At 54.8% G+C, this 14,148-nt stretch carries 19 protein-coding genes; 1 reads left to right on the top strand and 18 read right to left on the bottom strand.

Features of this window, described 5'->3' with window-relative positions; translation table 11 throughout:
* Positions 1–4: 4 nt before the first annotated feature.
* From DN611_RS11830 to DN611_RS11910, 15 genes are all read right to left on the bottom strand, one after another.
* Positions 5–355 (bottom strand): DUF6547 family protein, encoded by a 351-nt coding sequence (locus DN611_RS11830; protein WP_119311445.1) that lies wholly within the window; start codon positions 353–355, stop codon positions 5–7.
* 16 nt (positions 356–371) lie between these two features.
* Positions 372–659, bottom strand: coding sequence for a DUF6881 domain-containing protein (locus tag DN611_RS11835; RefSeq protein WP_025543926.1), 288 nt, complete (start codon positions 657–659; stop codon positions 372–374).
* Positions 660–669: 10 nt separating this feature from the next.
* A complete protein-coding gene (locus tag DN611_RS11840) occupies positions 670–933 on the bottom strand; it encodes a hypothetical protein (protein WP_021747670.1) in 264 nt (87 codons plus the stop codon).
* A complete protein-coding gene (locus tag DN611_RS11845; RefSeq protein WP_119311446.1) occupies positions 930–1,370 on the bottom strand; it encodes an immunity 51 family protein in 441 nt (146 codons plus the stop codon). The genes DN611_RS11840 and DN611_RS11845 overlap by 4 nt, the downstream gene beginning before the upstream one ends.
* Positions 1,367–1,681 (bottom strand): hypothetical protein, encoded by a 315-nt coding sequence (locus DN611_RS11850; RefSeq protein ID WP_119311447.1) that lies wholly within the window; start codon positions 1,679–1,681, stop codon positions 1,367–1,369. Before DN611_RS11850 ends, DN611_RS11845 begins: the two co-directional genes overlap by 4 nt.
* 25 nt (positions 1,682–1,706) lie before the next feature.
* Positions 1,707–2,165: a C-GCAxxG-C-C family protein gene (locus tag DN611_RS11855; RefSeq protein WP_256264014.1), complete on the bottom strand. Its 459-nt coding sequence runs from the start codon at positions 2,163–2,165 to the stop codon at positions 1,707–1,709.
* Positions 2,153–3,022, bottom strand: coding sequence for an NADAR family protein (locus DN611_RS11860; protein WP_119311939.1), 870 nt, complete (start codon positions 3,020–3,022; stop codon positions 2,153–2,155). The genes DN611_RS11855 and DN611_RS11860 overlap by 13 nt, the downstream gene beginning before the upstream one ends.
* Before the next feature lie 121 nt (positions 3,023–3,143).
* The gene (locus DN611_RS17335; RefSeq protein ID WP_431834278.1) at positions 3,144–3,281 is read right to left on the bottom strand and encodes a hypothetical protein; all 138 of its coding nucleotides are present in this window, start codon (positions 3,279–3,281) and stop codon (positions 3,144–3,146) included.
* Positions 3,282–3,283: 2 nt separating this feature from the next.
* Complete coding sequence (locus tag DN611_RS11870) at positions 3,284–3,883, bottom strand: hypothetical protein (RefSeq protein ID WP_119311448.1); 600 nt, start codon at positions 3,881–3,883, stop codon at positions 3,284–3,286.
* A gap of 22 nt (positions 3,884–3,905) precedes the next feature.
* Positions 3,906–4,457 (bottom strand): hypothetical protein, encoded by a 552-nt coding sequence (locus tag DN611_RS11875; RefSeq protein WP_119311449.1) that lies wholly within the window; start codon positions 4,455–4,457, stop codon positions 3,906–3,908.
* Positions 4,458–4,471: 14 nt separating this feature from the next.
* Entirely contained in the window at positions 4,472–5,953 is a 1,482-nt protein-coding gene (locus DN611_RS11880; protein ID WP_119311450.1) for a hypothetical protein, read from the bottom strand.
* A gap of 22 nt (positions 5,954–5,975) precedes the next feature.
* Positions 5,976–6,935, bottom strand: a complete 960-nt coding sequence (locus DN611_RS11885; RefSeq protein ID WP_119311451.1) for an NTF2 fold immunity protein — start codon at positions 6,933–6,935, stop codon at positions 5,976–5,978.
* A gap of 14 nt (positions 6,936–6,949) precedes the next feature.
* Complete coding sequence (locus DN611_RS17340) at positions 6,950–10,168, bottom strand: DUF4241 domain-containing protein (protein WP_394802906.1); 3,219 nt, start codon at positions 10,166–10,168, stop codon at positions 6,950–6,952.
* 25 nt (positions 10,169–10,193) lie between these two features.
* Entirely contained in the window at positions 10,194–10,748 is a 555-nt protein-coding gene (locus DN611_RS11905; RefSeq protein WP_025543919.1) for an SUKH-3 domain-containing protein, read from the bottom strand.
* Positions 10,749–10,774: 26 nt separating this feature from the next.
* Positions 10,775–11,068 carry a hypothetical protein gene (locus tag DN611_RS11910; protein ID WP_333637341.1) on the bottom strand — a complete coding sequence of 98 codons (294 nt, stop codon included), beginning with the start codon at positions 11,066–11,068 and terminating at the stop codon, positions 10,775–10,777.
* Between the two features lie 312 nt (positions 11,069–11,380).
* Here DN611_RS11910 and DN611_RS11915 point away from each other — a divergent pair, with 312 nt between their 5' ends.
* Positions 11,381–12,625 (top strand): IS110 family transposase, encoded by a 1,245-nt coding sequence (locus tag DN611_RS11915; RefSeq protein ID WP_119310534.1) that lies wholly within the window; start codon positions 11,381–11,383, stop codon positions 12,623–12,625.
* Here DN611_RS11915 and DN611_RS11920 read toward each other — a convergent pair.
* The 3 genes from DN611_RS11920 to DN611_RS11930 are packed head-to-tail and all read right to left on the bottom strand — an operon-like array spanning position 12,615 to position 14,143.
* Positions 12,615–13,058 (bottom strand): hypothetical protein, encoded by a 444-nt coding sequence (locus DN611_RS11920; protein WP_333637342.1) that lies wholly within the window; start codon positions 13,056–13,058, stop codon positions 12,615–12,617. The genes DN611_RS11915 and DN611_RS11920 overlap by 11 nt on opposite strands.
* A gap of 22 nt (positions 13,059–13,080) precedes the next feature.
* Positions 13,081–13,677: a hypothetical protein gene (locus DN611_RS11925; protein WP_025543917.1), complete on the bottom strand. Its 597-nt coding sequence runs from the start codon at positions 13,675–13,677 to the stop codon at positions 13,081–13,083.
* A 55-nt stretch (positions 13,678–13,732) separates the two neighbouring features.
* Positions 13,733–14,143, bottom strand: a complete 411-nt coding sequence (locus DN611_RS11930) for a hypothetical protein (RefSeq protein WP_025543916.1) — start codon at positions 14,141–14,143, stop codon at positions 13,733–13,735.
* Positions 14,144–14,148 lie beyond the last annotated feature (5 nt).

The raw sequence follows: 14,148 nt of genomic DNA on the forward strand, positions 1-14,148 counted from the left end.
CCTGTTATTCCGGCCACTCATCGCCGTCACACCGGCTGATGAAGTCATAGTGCAGGCTCTCAAAGTAATCGTTGGGAATGGATTCCCCGTCCTGACGAAGCTCCAGCCCATCCAGATCCATCATCTCATTGATATATGCCAGGGTATCGTGGATACCCGCGATATGCTCGTCCTGGAGCATCTCGGCCAGTACACCTTTCTGCTCCGGGGGCAGTGTGGCGAGAAGCTCGTTTTTCGCCTTGTTGTCCTCTGTCTTGGGAAAACCATCGCCCTTGACCCAAAGGGCGGTCATGCTGTCTTTCCGCTCCACAAGGCCGTCAATAAATGCTTGATATAGTTCCAGTTCCTTACTCATGTTCAATCCTCCATTCTCAAGCAAAAAATTGGCTCTCCCAGATGGCCTCAAATTCCGCTTTCTCTATGGCGCAGGCGCGGAACTCCTCGCCCCAGATATGGGCGTTCAATTCCTCCACGGTTGGGATCGGCGTGATCTCGATAGCGCCTTCATAAAGGTCAGGGATATTGCGGGTGCGTCCATCTGCAAAGATGTCGATGGAGCGGAGGACCAGCCGCTCATTTTCGGTATCCACTTCATAGAGGATGACCGGTGGTTCTCCCTCTGGTGCGCTCTCCCAAAAGAGCTTGATGTACTCGATCATTCCATTGTCCTCATTTGAACCAATGCCACCCCGTCATGGTGCCGGTTACCTCATCTATCTGTATTGCGATATCATCATTGCCGCGACAGCCCAGCAAGGCCGCGAGATGATCGTTTTCCAGAATCAAATCATAAAACTCAACCGCTATACCTTGGAATTCCTTTGGAATCTTCAGCGCAGAAAAGGAATCCGCTGACTGAGCATTTTGGAAAAATTCAATGGCCGTTTTCCTGCATTTTACTATGATTCCTGTTTGAGTGGTCAACTCTTTCATGTTTTCTCTGCCTCGCTCATGTTCAGATACATCCCCATCGTTTTTTCATCGGCACAGGCCGCCCGGATCAGTTTGGCCAGCATCATCAAATCGTCGATGTATTGGGAGTACACACAGAACACATCCTCGTCGGAGTCGAAGTGAAACAGATCCCTGCCGCTGTTGTTTTTCTCGAACTCCCGGATCACGCCCCGGACCAGCCGCTCCCAGTCTTTGCTGCTGCCAGTCCGTCCCAGCCGGCAGAATTCCTCCACCCGGAACCCGTCGCTGATCTTCAGCAGGAGGGAGATCGCATAAGGGTGGTGGGGAATGAGAAAAAAGGGCGCGATCTGATCCGGTTTGACCCAGATCTTGAAGGGCGGGCGCGGGTCGGGGATCCAGGGCAGGATCTCCCATTCCTCCTCCCGCCGGTTTCCGTATTGAAAAAGGTCCTTCACGGCTTCACCGCCTGTTCCAGCTTTTTTCTGCATTTCTCAATGTGGGCCCGCTTGGCGGCCAGAATCTCCCGCACCGTCTCCGCCTCCATCCGCAGCAGTAGGGCAATTTTCTCCGGGGGCATCCCGTCCGCCGCCAGCATACAGAGAATCTCCTTCTGCGCGGAGGCTTTGCCGGCCGCGAAGCCGGTATCATAGTCGTAAGACAGCAGGGCAAGGAATTGCTCCGGCGTCAGAGTGGAAATTAGTTCCTGCTCTCCGTGGCAGATCCTGCTACGAAGTGATTGTACTTCTTCCTGGGATAGTTTAGACATGGACTCCCCCCCCCTTTCCAGCATATCAGGAACCAATCTGTCCCGCATTTACCGGGCGGAAGATCCTGCGGCCCGCCAGCAGCTCCTCCAGCTTTTTGGCCAACGCCTCCACAATGGCGTGGCAGGGATTCTCACCCCCCACGATCTCCAGCTTTTGCAGCTCGACACAGTGGAGCGTTCCATAGACGCCCAGCGTGAAGTCTGTCAAGTCAGCAATCATTTGGTAGCCCTCCATGTTGCTCACATCGGTCTGGCCCTCTTTGGCGGTCATCAGCCCAATGATCCCCACCGCCACAGTGAAAGCACCGCAGCAGGACTGCTCGGTCTGCATGCCCAAGCCCATGACAGAGAACATCTTCCGGGTCTCCTCGGACAAATTCAGATGGTAATACTCATTGCAGGCCATGAACACGGCCTCGGCGCAGGTCAGTTCCGTGCCGATGTGATAGTGGTTGACCAGTTCATAGAGTTTCATTGTTGCCATACCATACTCCAATCGCAAAGCATTTCATTCTGTGTCACTCTGCGCAGCTCGTCCCGCACCTCCATCAGCGCAAAGCCCAGCAGGTTTTGTCCGCGCCACTTCATCGGGTCCTGGGCCTCCGGCGAACTGGCCGCGAGGCGGATGCCCCAGATGGCATCGTAGGGGCTGGCCTCCACCAGCACGCTGTCCCCGGTGGAAAGGAGAAACTCCCGCAGTTCGCGGTTCTGGCTGAATTTGTGCCAGTTGCCAAGTAGCACAATGGCGTACTTGAACTTGTCCCATACCTTCTGCTCAAAGCCCCGCACCTTGCGGCCCAGGGCCTTGATCTGCTTTTGGTCGCTGCATTTCAAAATCTGGTCCCGGATCTCTTTGTCGCCGAACAGCTCGGCCTTGGCAGCCATCATGTATTGCTCCATGCAGAGGTAGGGGGCAGCCGTCGTATAGAAGTCCTCCATCCACCACTGGCTGAGGTAGCTTTTTGTCAGCTGGCCGTCCTGGGAAGGCTGATGGCCCCAGAACAGGCACAGTTCCCGCTTTCGCCCGGCGGCAAACTCCTGCTGGAGCCACTGGCGGGTGTACTTTGGCCGGCCTTCCGGCTGCCACGCCTCCACCAGGAAGTCACCGTGTACCAGCACTTCGCCGCTGTCCTCGTCCTCCCACCAGCCCTTCCAGGTTACCGGCTCGGGAAAGAGGGCGCGGTATTCCGTCCGCTCCTCCGGGGAGAGGGTGTCCAGCCAATCGCCAAATCGGTATATGTAATCCTCCCCATAGCCCATGCGCCAGCCAATGGAGTATCGCTCGATCTCCGGGAAGGCCATCCAAGGGGGAGGCATGATTTTCTTATCTTGTAGTGCCATAGGGTTGTCCTTTCCTGTTAGAAACTGTCGAAGTTCTTCTCTCACATCCAGCGGAGCGCCGTCCAGGGATGTGATCTGTGCCAACTCTGTTTCCGTCAGATTTTTCAGGAAAATGCAGTATTCATCTGGGGGCCCCCACAAGCTCCATTTTAGGCATCTCGATCTGCTGTGGGTCGGTGATCCACAGGCAAGGCTCTTCCGTTGCCCAAAACCGGGTCAGAGTAAAAACTTGGCCGTTGAAAATAACTTTCTGTTCCATCCTCATCCCTCCTGTAACTTCTTCAGCAGCTTCACGATCCGCTCCCGATTCTTTGCGGTTTTCATGAAGGCGGGGAGATGATCGGCCTGAGTCTTTTTCGCTCTTCCCAGCGGCTTTTCCCGCAGGTCGGCGCTGAGATAGCCGATCAGATAGGCAAGGTGCTCCCGGTTGAGTGCCCAGGCCGGTTTGCCCTGGAAGGAGGTCAAAAACCACAGTTCCAGGCCGAAATAAGGTTCTCGTCCGTCCTGAATCTCAGCAGTGTAGGAAAATGCTTCAGCTGTTTTATGAACTTCTCCCGACATGGTTGTCCCACAATAGGGACAGGCCACATGGAGAACAGAAAAGTGCTGCTTTTCCTCATCTTCAATATCCACCCGATAGTATCTTCCGCAGTTTTTGCACTGGTTATGGACATCGTAGCGGTAGATCGTCCGGTCACGGGTCTCCTGATGGCCGCAGCTCAGGCACCGGAAATAGGCGTTGTCATCATCCGCTGTCACCATACCTGCGCCGTGGCACTTGGGGCATTTCACCTGAATGCCGGAGGTCAGGGCGTTGTATGCACTGTATGTAAAGTAGGGTTCATCAACAATTCGGCTCATGCGCCCACACATTCCTTTCTATCTAAGGCCCGGCGGACAGCGTTTTCTTCATGTCCGCCAAGCCTTTTTCATCTAACCCGTATGCCTGCTCAATCAAAGTCCCATACCGATCCGCATACTGCGAGAACTCTGCTTCACAGTGCAAATCATACAGCAACAGGCAGCCGTTGTGGAATACAACAGGGTCGGGCTCCGCTTTTCCTTCCTCCTCTGCTACCAGACGAAGCACCTCATCGGCAATGGCAAGCCGCTCTGATCTGCCTTTGAGCTTTGATAATGCCATTCGTACAAAGGCGGCAATCACCTCCTGTTCCTGTAGGGCAATCGCGGTCAGTTCTTTCTGAACCAAGAGGAGGGCTTTTTCATCCCACATCTCGGCGCTGCGTAGAAGATCCGCCACCAGCGTTCTTCTGTTGAGATCCCGATTTTCCCAGGAACCAAGCTCCAGTAGCAGGTCTCTTTGCTTTACCTGATCCGGTTCGCGGCTCCAATCAAACAGCCTTGCCCGAAAAATCTGGTAGGCTGACATCAGTTCCAACCACGCCGGGCTGTGATCCTTGCCGAACTCTATCATGCTTCTCATTCTCCTCAAAAATCCCGCAGCTGCTCAAACTTCTCAATCAGGGCATCTTTTTGGAGTGTGTTGTCCGGCAGTGCGTCCAGAATCCCCCGCAGGGCCATGTAAATTTCATCCCGCTCCTCGGTTTCGATAAAGCCCATCTTGTTGAAGGTCTGGGTGTATGCTGCAACCGCATCCAGCGCCTGGGCCTGGGCGTCCTCGCCCGGCTCAGCGGCCAGTTTCATCAATTGGGAGCGAGTCTTGCGGTATTGATTGGCTGCCTTTTTCGCGGCACTGACAGGAATATGCTCCGCACCGTCCCAGCCTCGGAAGGGATTGCCCAGGTTTTGCGCCAGCCACTCCGGTTTCCGGGGCTTGGTGATCCGCAGGTCCATTCCCGCCTTACCTTTCCAGAGCTGCTTTGCCGCTTTTGCTGCCGTCTCCGGCAGGCTGGTCATCCAGAACCAGCGAAGCTCCGGCATCTGCTCCGGGGTGGGGATGTTGTCCGCCCCGAAGCTGAACAGGTCGAAGGTGGAAAGGTGCGTCAGCTCCCGGAACTCTCGCACAGCAGAGAAGTTTTGCAGATTTCCCGGCGCGCCCCAGAGCCTCAGCTCCTTCAGGTGGGGGTGGACAGCAGCCAGTCCACTCAGATCAAAATCTTTCAGCTGGATGCCATGCAGTTCCAATAGGTTCGGCAGTTCCGTGTGCGGGCGGTATTCCCCGATAAATTGGAGGGTCAAACCGCTGCCATCTTCGGGGGCATGGATGGTACAGGCGTCCGGCCCCTTGTTCTGGAACAGGAGCTGCTCTGTATCCTCACTCAGCCACAGTTCCTGAAGGCCTGTCATGTCCAACATCAGCTTTCTGATGCTGGTGCCCCGCAGATCAAGTGTCCTCTGACCGTGGTCCAGCAAAGTCAGTTCATCAACGAAGGGGGTTCCCCGCAAAAACTCCAGCAGATCCGGGTGCCACCGCTCGCAGATGAGGTCGGAGAGGCAGGGCAGCGCCTTTAGTTCCAGCGCCGAATCGAATGGTGTGTACTGGTCCATCACCCGATGGCTGCTGACCTTCACCGGAATACCGCCGATCTCTGTTTCCCCGTCGCTCTCCATGGCCTTCTTGAAGGCCCGCCGCCGCTTTTCCGGGATGGCCTGCCATCGGATCTGGAGGTACACATCGTAGCCGTCATTCCAGCCGCCGTAGGAGTGGCAGGGCTGGTCGGTGAAGGGCGGCAGGGTCCCCACCAGCGTATACTGGGGCGGGACCTCCATCGGCACCCGCAGCAGATGGAGGTCCCGGGGCCAGTACATGAAGTCCTTGTAGAGCGGGCGGAGATGAGGCAGTTCCTCCGCAGTCAGAGGGGCGTCACCTGCCCAGTCCAGAGAGAGGATCACTGCCCAGGACTCCCTGCTCACCGTGTCCGGCGGCGCGATATAGGCCACCTGGCAGGCGGTGTAGCATTTCAAGTATCGATTGTAGACTGTATAGACCCCTCCGGCTTGTGCTTTCATACCTGTGCCTCCCCCTGATAGCTTATAGTCCTATTCTCTGCCAGCCGTCCAGTCGCTCCTGCACCCCGTCGATCCTCCAGCCCTCGCCCACACGCTTCATGAGGAAGCGGCGGACAAAGCCGGTGTTTTTCTCTCTGGTGTAGATGTAGAGCTTGTTTCGGGTGATCTGCTCCGCGTCCAGGAACTGCTCTCCCTTGTAGGTGCCCTGGGCGCTGTACGAGAGGCCCAGGGGTCGGAAGCCCATACGGGGCTTTTCGCTCACATACTTCTCCCAGATCACCAGCAGGCGGGGCACAGCCTCAGCATCTTCAAACCCGGCCTGTTCCATGTACTGCTCCCATTCTGTCATTTCAGCAAAGAAGGCAGACAACACCCTGCGGCATTCCACCGCCGCCTGTTCGTCCAGCTGGACGGGCTTTTTGCCCTTTTCCCGCTGGATTTGAGAGAAGTATTCCATCTGCTCCTTGGTGAACTGCACATGGGCCACCGGCTCGATGCGGTTGTTGCCGGCGATGGCCAGCAGACCCTCGTATGTAACGGCGGTATGGTCGATCTGGATGTGGGAGAGCTTGGGAATGGAGGCCGCCTGGAGCAAACCGGCGTCGTCCAACCCGGTGCGGTTGAGGGTGAGAAGGTCCAGCTTGCAGCTTTGCAGGGCGGACAGACCGCTGCCGTGGATGGCGGCGTTGCCGTCCAACAGCAGATAGCGCAGCTTGGGCATAGCGAAAAAAACGGGGAAACAGGCGTCAGTGAGTGCGCCGTCTTCCACGCCGAAGTTGACCATGCTTTTGTGTTCGGCGAAGGGGGCAAGCAGTTCATCCGTCACCGGATAGCCTTTCACATGGAAGCCTACCAGGGTGTAACCAGCCAGCCGTTCCATGAGGGCCAAGGTCAGCTCCGGGATCTCAAACTTCTTCTCTCCATCCAGGGTCAGGACACCGTTTTCCCAGTCCGCTGTCCGCGCCCGTTTCGGCCATTCCATAGCTGCTTACCCCCTTACGCCTGTTCCTGGTAGCTGGCTTCAATGTCGATGAAGCGCACGTACACGGCGCAGACTTCTCCCTTTGCGTCATAGCCGAAGTAGACGGGATAGTAGCCGTCACCCCAGCCGGAAGCGAAGATAGGCAGATTGCAGTCCGTGTCCGGCACCGTCCAGTTGAGCCAGTCGCCGTGGCTCAACTGATATTTGGGACAGGCTTTGGCGTTTTCCTCCAGCAAGTCACAGAACAGGTCGTTGTACGGATCAATGTCCGGGTCTTCCTCCAGCCGCTTGGCCCAGTATGTTTTGAAGGCCGCCTGGGTCTGGATGTCCGCAACACAGCCCATCCCGGCGTCTACGCCAAAGCCAAAATAACCGTCCTCATCCAGTTCCTCGTCCAGATCCTCTTTGCCCGTCATCCCCAACTCATAGCGGACAGGCTTTTCCCGGCTGACCTCCACCTTGACGCAGGCGTAGCGGTCGCCGTATTTTTCACTGGGCACCACGCAGATCTTCACGGGATAAGTTCCGGCAGGGATCGTCTGTATAAAGGGCGGTGTATCCTCCAGCTCCACCAGCGGATCGCAGGCAAAGATCGTTCCGCTGGGAAAATGGACGGCGCCGATGTCCAGCACATCCACTTCCCTATTCCCAATCACTTTCTCTGTGAAATGAGCGTCCAGGTCTGTTTTGCAGGCCAGTTTGTCTTTGATGGATTCATATTTGTTCAGCCATTGTGTTGCAGGCATTTCGATTTCTCCTTTCTTTTCCAGCGGTATCCGGACGATGGGCCGGTAAAAGTCATAGTTGCCGTTCAGCGCATTATCCTCCTGCACTTCCGGCTTGCAGTGGGGCGAGCAGGGCAGGAAACCAAGGAACGGTCCCAGCCCGCCGCAGATATTGCACCCGCCGTCGCCGCCGCAGGTGGTGAGCCTGTCAGCCTGTACCACTTCCCGCATATAGGGATCGTAGGCGATGGACAGGCCGAAGAAGTTGGGTTCCTCCATGTCATAGGGCCGGTTCTCATCCTCATCCATGTCCTCAAACCAGTGCAGACGCATGGAGTAGTCTAACCCATCTCCCCATGGAAACAGGGTCCGACATCCGCCGCCACACAGGTAGGCCCACTCGTCCGCCGTGGGCAGGGAGAAACCCTGTTTTTGCAGCCGGTTTTGAAAGTCCGGATAGTCTACCTCGTGATAGAGGCTTGCCTGCCAGCTGTCGCCATCCCGCTCGAAACGGGCACGGCCTACCAGAGTAAGACTGTTCCTGTCAGTCAAAGCGAATTGGCGAAAATCTTCCAACCATTCCGGGCGCAGCCGTGGGTCATCCAGCTTGACCGGCTCCCAGTTGATCTCCTCCAGCTCCCGGCCCACCAGCATGGGGCCGATGGCCGCCCGCCGGACAGGGGCCATGCTCTCTCCAATGAGTTCTGTCGGGTCTCGCTCCATTTCCCATTCCCGGAACAGGTACTCCAATTCCTCGCGGCTTTCCTGATTCAGTCCTGCGGCAAACTGTTCCCAGCCCAGTATGACGGTATCGCCGGGGACAAAGACGAACTCCCGGCCATCTTTTTTGAAGATTCCGGTGGTGCAGTGCTGTCCCCAGCGGCCAAAGTGCTCCATCCGCACAAAATCCAGGCGATACTGTGCTGCCAGCCGCTCCATTATGGGCCGCTTTTCCTCCGGGGAGAGTCGGTCAAACTGAGGGCGAAGCAGGAGGCTTTCGGTATCGGAAATGCTGTTTGCGCCATCCTTCGGCGGCTCTGGTTCTTCGCCCGCAAGAAAGATGGGCAGATTCGGGTACACTTCTTTGTACTCTCGCCAAGGTTCTAGCTTTTTGGGCTTGTTTGCCGTCCGAAGAAAACCCCAGAAGTCGATGGGATAACGAAACACCGGCCCGACCCTATCCCGCCGGGTGACGATGACCACTGTGCCATCGGTGAGTATTCCAATGTGCTGCATTTTCTCCCCGCCGAACATTCCCGGACGGATACGCAGCACTTCACGGGTGTTCATGTTGATGAGCTGGGCAAAGTCATCGGAGAGGATTTCGCCGTTTCCCTGCACCAGCAACCAGTCCCCGGTAAACCAGCGAAGTTTCAGCTCCTCGCCCAGGCCGGGCAGAGGGGCGATGCGACACCGCCCGGTGTCCATGTCCAGTTCCAGCAGGCATTCTTCCATCCGCCACTTGCCACTGACAGAGTGTATCATATAGATACAGTTGGTGCCGGGAACGGGAACGGCCTCGGAGAGATGGTCGTATCCATCCAGAGAGAAGGTGTGTTTTGTTACCTTGCCGTTTTCCCAGCGGTAGATCTGTCCCTTGTACCACTCGTTGGAAAAGTAGACCCGGCCCAGCCCGTCTGTCACGATGCCACAATGGTATTTGGTGCTCCATCCATCTTCCGGCAGGGGCCAGTTTTTCACATCCTGACAGGTGCCCCGGTCGGTGAGTTCAATCCGTGTGGCATTGGTGGGATCGCCCACCCAGAGGGAGTTTCCCACCCACCGGAGAGAATGGGGCGCCCCCTCGTATCCGATGGGAGAAGGCTCAAAAAAATTAAGTGTACTGGGGTTTTTGCCAAGCAACACCTTTCCGATCTGCCCGCTTGCAGAGGCTCCGGAGGCGGCATACACTCCGGCTTGATCCGAATAGGCGAGGTGCCCGAACTGGTACAGGCTCTTGGAGCGGGTCACTTTTGGCGGGCGGCAGCGCAGATCTGCCACACAGCCGTATTTCCATTCCTCCGAATGGCTGCTTTTCCATTCTCCCGCTGCAAAGTCTCCTGCCAGAGAGTTGAAGAAATAATCGTACTCATCTTGGAGTATGTATTCCTCGCAAGGCATCAGCTTCCCAGGGTCCTGCTCCTTGGCATGGTCGCCCCATTTTCGTCCTTGCTGTTTCATCAGGTGACAATATTGCCCCTGCTTTTTGCAGTAGCGTTCCCATCCGCTGCGTTCTTCCGCTGGAATTAGGACAAACAGATACTCGTCCTCCTCGTCCAGGTCATACAGCGCCCAGCCGAAAGTGGACAGCTCCTGTCCCAGCGCAGCCACGCCCATTTCGTGGGGTAATTTCATATACTGAATGCCGAGCGTATCAAAGCGTTCCTCCAGCAGCGCCGGGATCTGCCCGCTCCATTTCCGCCGAAGCTCCGCCAGCGTGTCCTGTACGGCTCCGTCAAATTTCAGAATGTCCAGCGCATCGGATATAATTTGTGCCCAGTCTGACATAATAGAGTCTCCTATTTCGAGCGATTCAAAGTTTTCCATCCAGTGCCTCCACAGGTTTCATGGCAGCGGAATCCAATTTGCACTGCCGCAGTTCCCGCTCAATCAGGGCAAACACATCCGGAAAGCACTCAATCTCATCCTGATATTCATATTTCGCATACAGTTTCCCGCACTCGGAAATCCAAACCTCTGCCGGGTAGTAGTAGCCGATATGACCGATGGGCTGACATTTTTCACCGGCCGCCTGTTCGATCTCTGCCAGTTCACAGCCGGACATATCCCGAAAATAGGCTTCTTCCAAATGGTTTTTGATTCCGTTGACCAAGTAAGGAAACAAAGCGAATTGAAAATCAGCCGCCCAGTTCAGTTTTCTCTGCTCCAGGTACCACTCACAGCACAGGCCGAAATATTTACGGTAAAACCGCTGGGTTGTCTTCATCATCGGGACGCCGTGGTCGGCGTAATACTGCTCCGCAATGGAGATGTCCACTTTTCGCCCTTCCTGCCATCCGGCGTACTCCATCAGCTGCCTGACCTTGCTTTTGAGGTCGCCGGAGATGGGGATGCGTTCTTTAATCATTCGAATCATCTCCTGTCTGCTGCCAATCAAAGATCCTTTGGATATCCGATCTTATCCAAGCCCGCCTTGATTTCCTCCCTCTCGCTGCGCGTAGGGTTCAACGCAGCGGCCAGTTCTTTTGTCACCGGCACCCCGTCAGCAAGCTGGCGCACAGCTTCCAAAGGCAGGTCGGCGTGATAAAACCACTTTCCGTACTCCACATAGGTCTGTGGATTGCCATCAATCGTGGAGAGCAGATCTTTGGATGCGTCCTCGCCGTCTATGGGGTTGCAGTGCCAGGTGGCGCCATCCTCCGTCCAGACGCAGAAGGTGCTTTTCATCTTTATGACCATTCCTTTCCGCTGCGCTCCAAGGCACCAAAGGGAATGAAACCGAAGTACCTCTGACGCAACTTATCTAAATTTGTTAGACTGTACTTGAGGAAGCAGGCACACTACAGAGCACGTGGAGGTGAGTAGGCCCAGCCCTTGCTGGACTGAATCTTTATGTGTGCCGGACGCTCTTTCAAGCACCAATGAGTAGGGCTTTGCACCCTGTAACCTTATCTTTGGAGAGACGGACTACTTCAATCTTTCAGTGGGCGTCCAGTCCCTGCCTGTTCCCTCAAATACACTGTTTCGAGGGGATGTGTTATGCTCAAAATCGTTTATCGTGTCTGCTGCGGGATGGACGTCCACAAGTCCTTTGTCGTTGCCTGTATTGCTTCTACCACTGAGTATGGAGTAACAACCTACAAGAGCAAGCGTTTTTCCACCTTCACTGGGGACCTACGCCGTTGTGCAGCCTGGTTGGCTGAGAATAGCTGCAAAGATGTGTGCATGGAATCCACGGGAAAGTATTGGATTCCCATCTACAACATTCTGGAGCCAACCTGTAATATCGTTCTTGCTCATCCGAAATACGTGAAAGCGATTCGGGGCAAGAAGACCGACAAGCGAGACGCCAAGTGGATCGCAGACATCTTCAAGCACGACCTTGTCGCCGGAAGCTTTATCCCACCGGCAGATATTCGCCAGCTTCGGGATTTGGTTCGTTATCGTTGGAAACTTACCAACTTCACTACCGGCGAGAAAAACCGGGCACAGAACTGCCTAACCGTTTCCAATATCAAGTTGGATGATGTGTTCTCAGATGTGTTCGGCAAAACCGCCTCTGCAATTACGACCAGGATTTTAGAAAATCCAGCTGAGAAAATTACGGATGTTTCCGGTTTCCGCACCAAAGGCATGAAAGCGACCAATGAACAGGTGCTCGCCGCTGTGGACGGAGAGATGTGTGAAGAACAGGCTGAAAAGCTCCGCATCATCCGTTCCCACATGGATAGTCTCCAACTGTGCAAACTTGATTTGGAATCACTGATTCTGGCAACTGCTGAGAAATATCTTCCTCAACTGGGCCTTGTTATGACGGTGCCGGGTATCCAATCCTTTACCGCAATCGGCATCATTTCCGAAATCGGAGTGGATATGTCCGTGTTCCCCACCTCGAAGCATCTTTGCTCCTGGGCTGGGCTTACGCCGCAGAACAACGAAAGTGCCGGGAAGAAGAAAACCACCAGAATCAGCCGGGCCGGAGCCTACATCAAACCGCTGCTTGTTCAGTGCGCCCTCAATGCGGTTCGTGCCAAGAAATTCCCAGAAGTCCGCAATCGCTACCTTGCTCTCAAGAAACGCCGTGGACACAAGAAAGCAATCATCGCCATTGCCAGAATGCTCCTTACAGCTATTTACAACATTCTCAAGAAAAATGAGTCTTACAATCCTGAACTTTACCGGCAGACAGACCGACCTCCAGCGCACCGTGAGGTTTCCGTGGCGGAAGCCATCTTCATTCTCCAGCGGCAAGGTTATCTGGTAGCTGCTCCACCTACGCCATAGACTTTAAGCATACCTTCGTTTTTCGCCCACTTTTAGTGGGCTTGGTTTTGTGCGCCCTTTTCGCAATGGTGCTTTGACTACAATGTTTCAACCTTTTGACCTCTCGGCTGCCCATGAGTTTTTGCAAAGCAGAGGGCATCCCATCTGTCAGGTCTTCGACACGGGGAAGTTTTTCCTCCCAGTCATAGAGTTCGGAATCCACACCGTTGATTACACAGCCTTCCGGCGCAAACATGACGATCATGCTCCGGTCACTGCCATCAGTGGCAAAAAACGCCTCTTTGCCCTTTCGCCATGCGGGGTTGTAGGTATAGTGGCGGATGAAGCTCCATTCCTCCTCCAGCATGATGATGTCCAGAGCCGCCAGTCCTTTGCAGAAGTTTTTCAGACGCTCCGCATTGGGCAGGCCGGATAAATCTTTTGTGGAAATCATGTGGCTATCCTCCTGTCTTTCGTCACCACAGCCGGGCGATCCGGGTATATATCTTATTAGGCTCTCTGTCCGTAAAACTGGTCAATGAGTCGGTGGGTTCCGTAAGCGGCATCACATTCAAAATGTCCAGCACATAATACCAGATTCCTGTATCCCAGTCCCGGAACCGCCCATTGCAGACAGCTCTCCCATACTCACCGGGAGCCAAATCCAATGCCAGCTCATTGAGGGGCTGTTTTTGCCCGGTCTCATCGTAGGTATATCGCTCCGGCATTGCACCGATGTGCCAATCATTGCGGTAACGCACATGGAGTCCGGACTCCTTCTGAATCAGTTCAAAAGGATGAATTCGCATTGAGCCATTCGGCTTCCATTCGATCAGCCTGCGACAGTCCTTATCGATCTGAAATCCATTGGGCCTCTGTAAGATCGATACAAAGTGTGTAGGCAGGCCAAAGGAATAATACGAGAAGAAGTCTTTCGGCAGCCGCATGGCTCTGGGATACTGGTTCCGCTGTGCGGCCGCATTTCCGCCTCGGCAGTCTTTATACCATTGCAGGCGGAGCTGCTGAACCAGAAGTATGGGCAGATGCTCCAACTGATGCTTATTCTGTTTCATCACCATACCTTCTTCCTTGATAGATCCTTCCAATGGTCTTCCACATTTCAGGCATTTACAACTCTGCCGCAAACTCATAAGAAACCGCAATGATGTTGTAAACATCATCGTATGTAAACAGCCGGTAGTGCCGATAGATGTCTTTATCAAAGTCCTCCCGCACCGGCAGAGACTTCAGCCAAGTGCTATCCTCAATCAAATCGAAAGAACTGCCATCCAGATGCCCCATCCCAGCCAGATTTTCATAGGTGTCCAATTCGCAGGCAAAATAGGCCAGCACCCGCCGGAAGGTGAGTGTGTAGGGAAACCAGTCTTTTTCGTCCCTGTGCTGGGAGATCAGATGGCCATTGATGTCCCCCGTAAAGGTCAGATTGTTCAGAGCATCCTGTTTCACCTGGTCCAGATAGATACAGTCCCGTCCCATCAAAACACCTAAGCAAGTGTTAACAGCAGTCGCTTTTTCCATAGGTA

This window comes from Oscillibacter sp. PEA192 (assembly GCF_003574015.1).
GTDB classification, from domain to species: domain Bacteria; phylum Bacillota; class Clostridia; order Oscillospirales; family Oscillospiraceae; genus Oscillibacter; species Oscillibacter welbionis.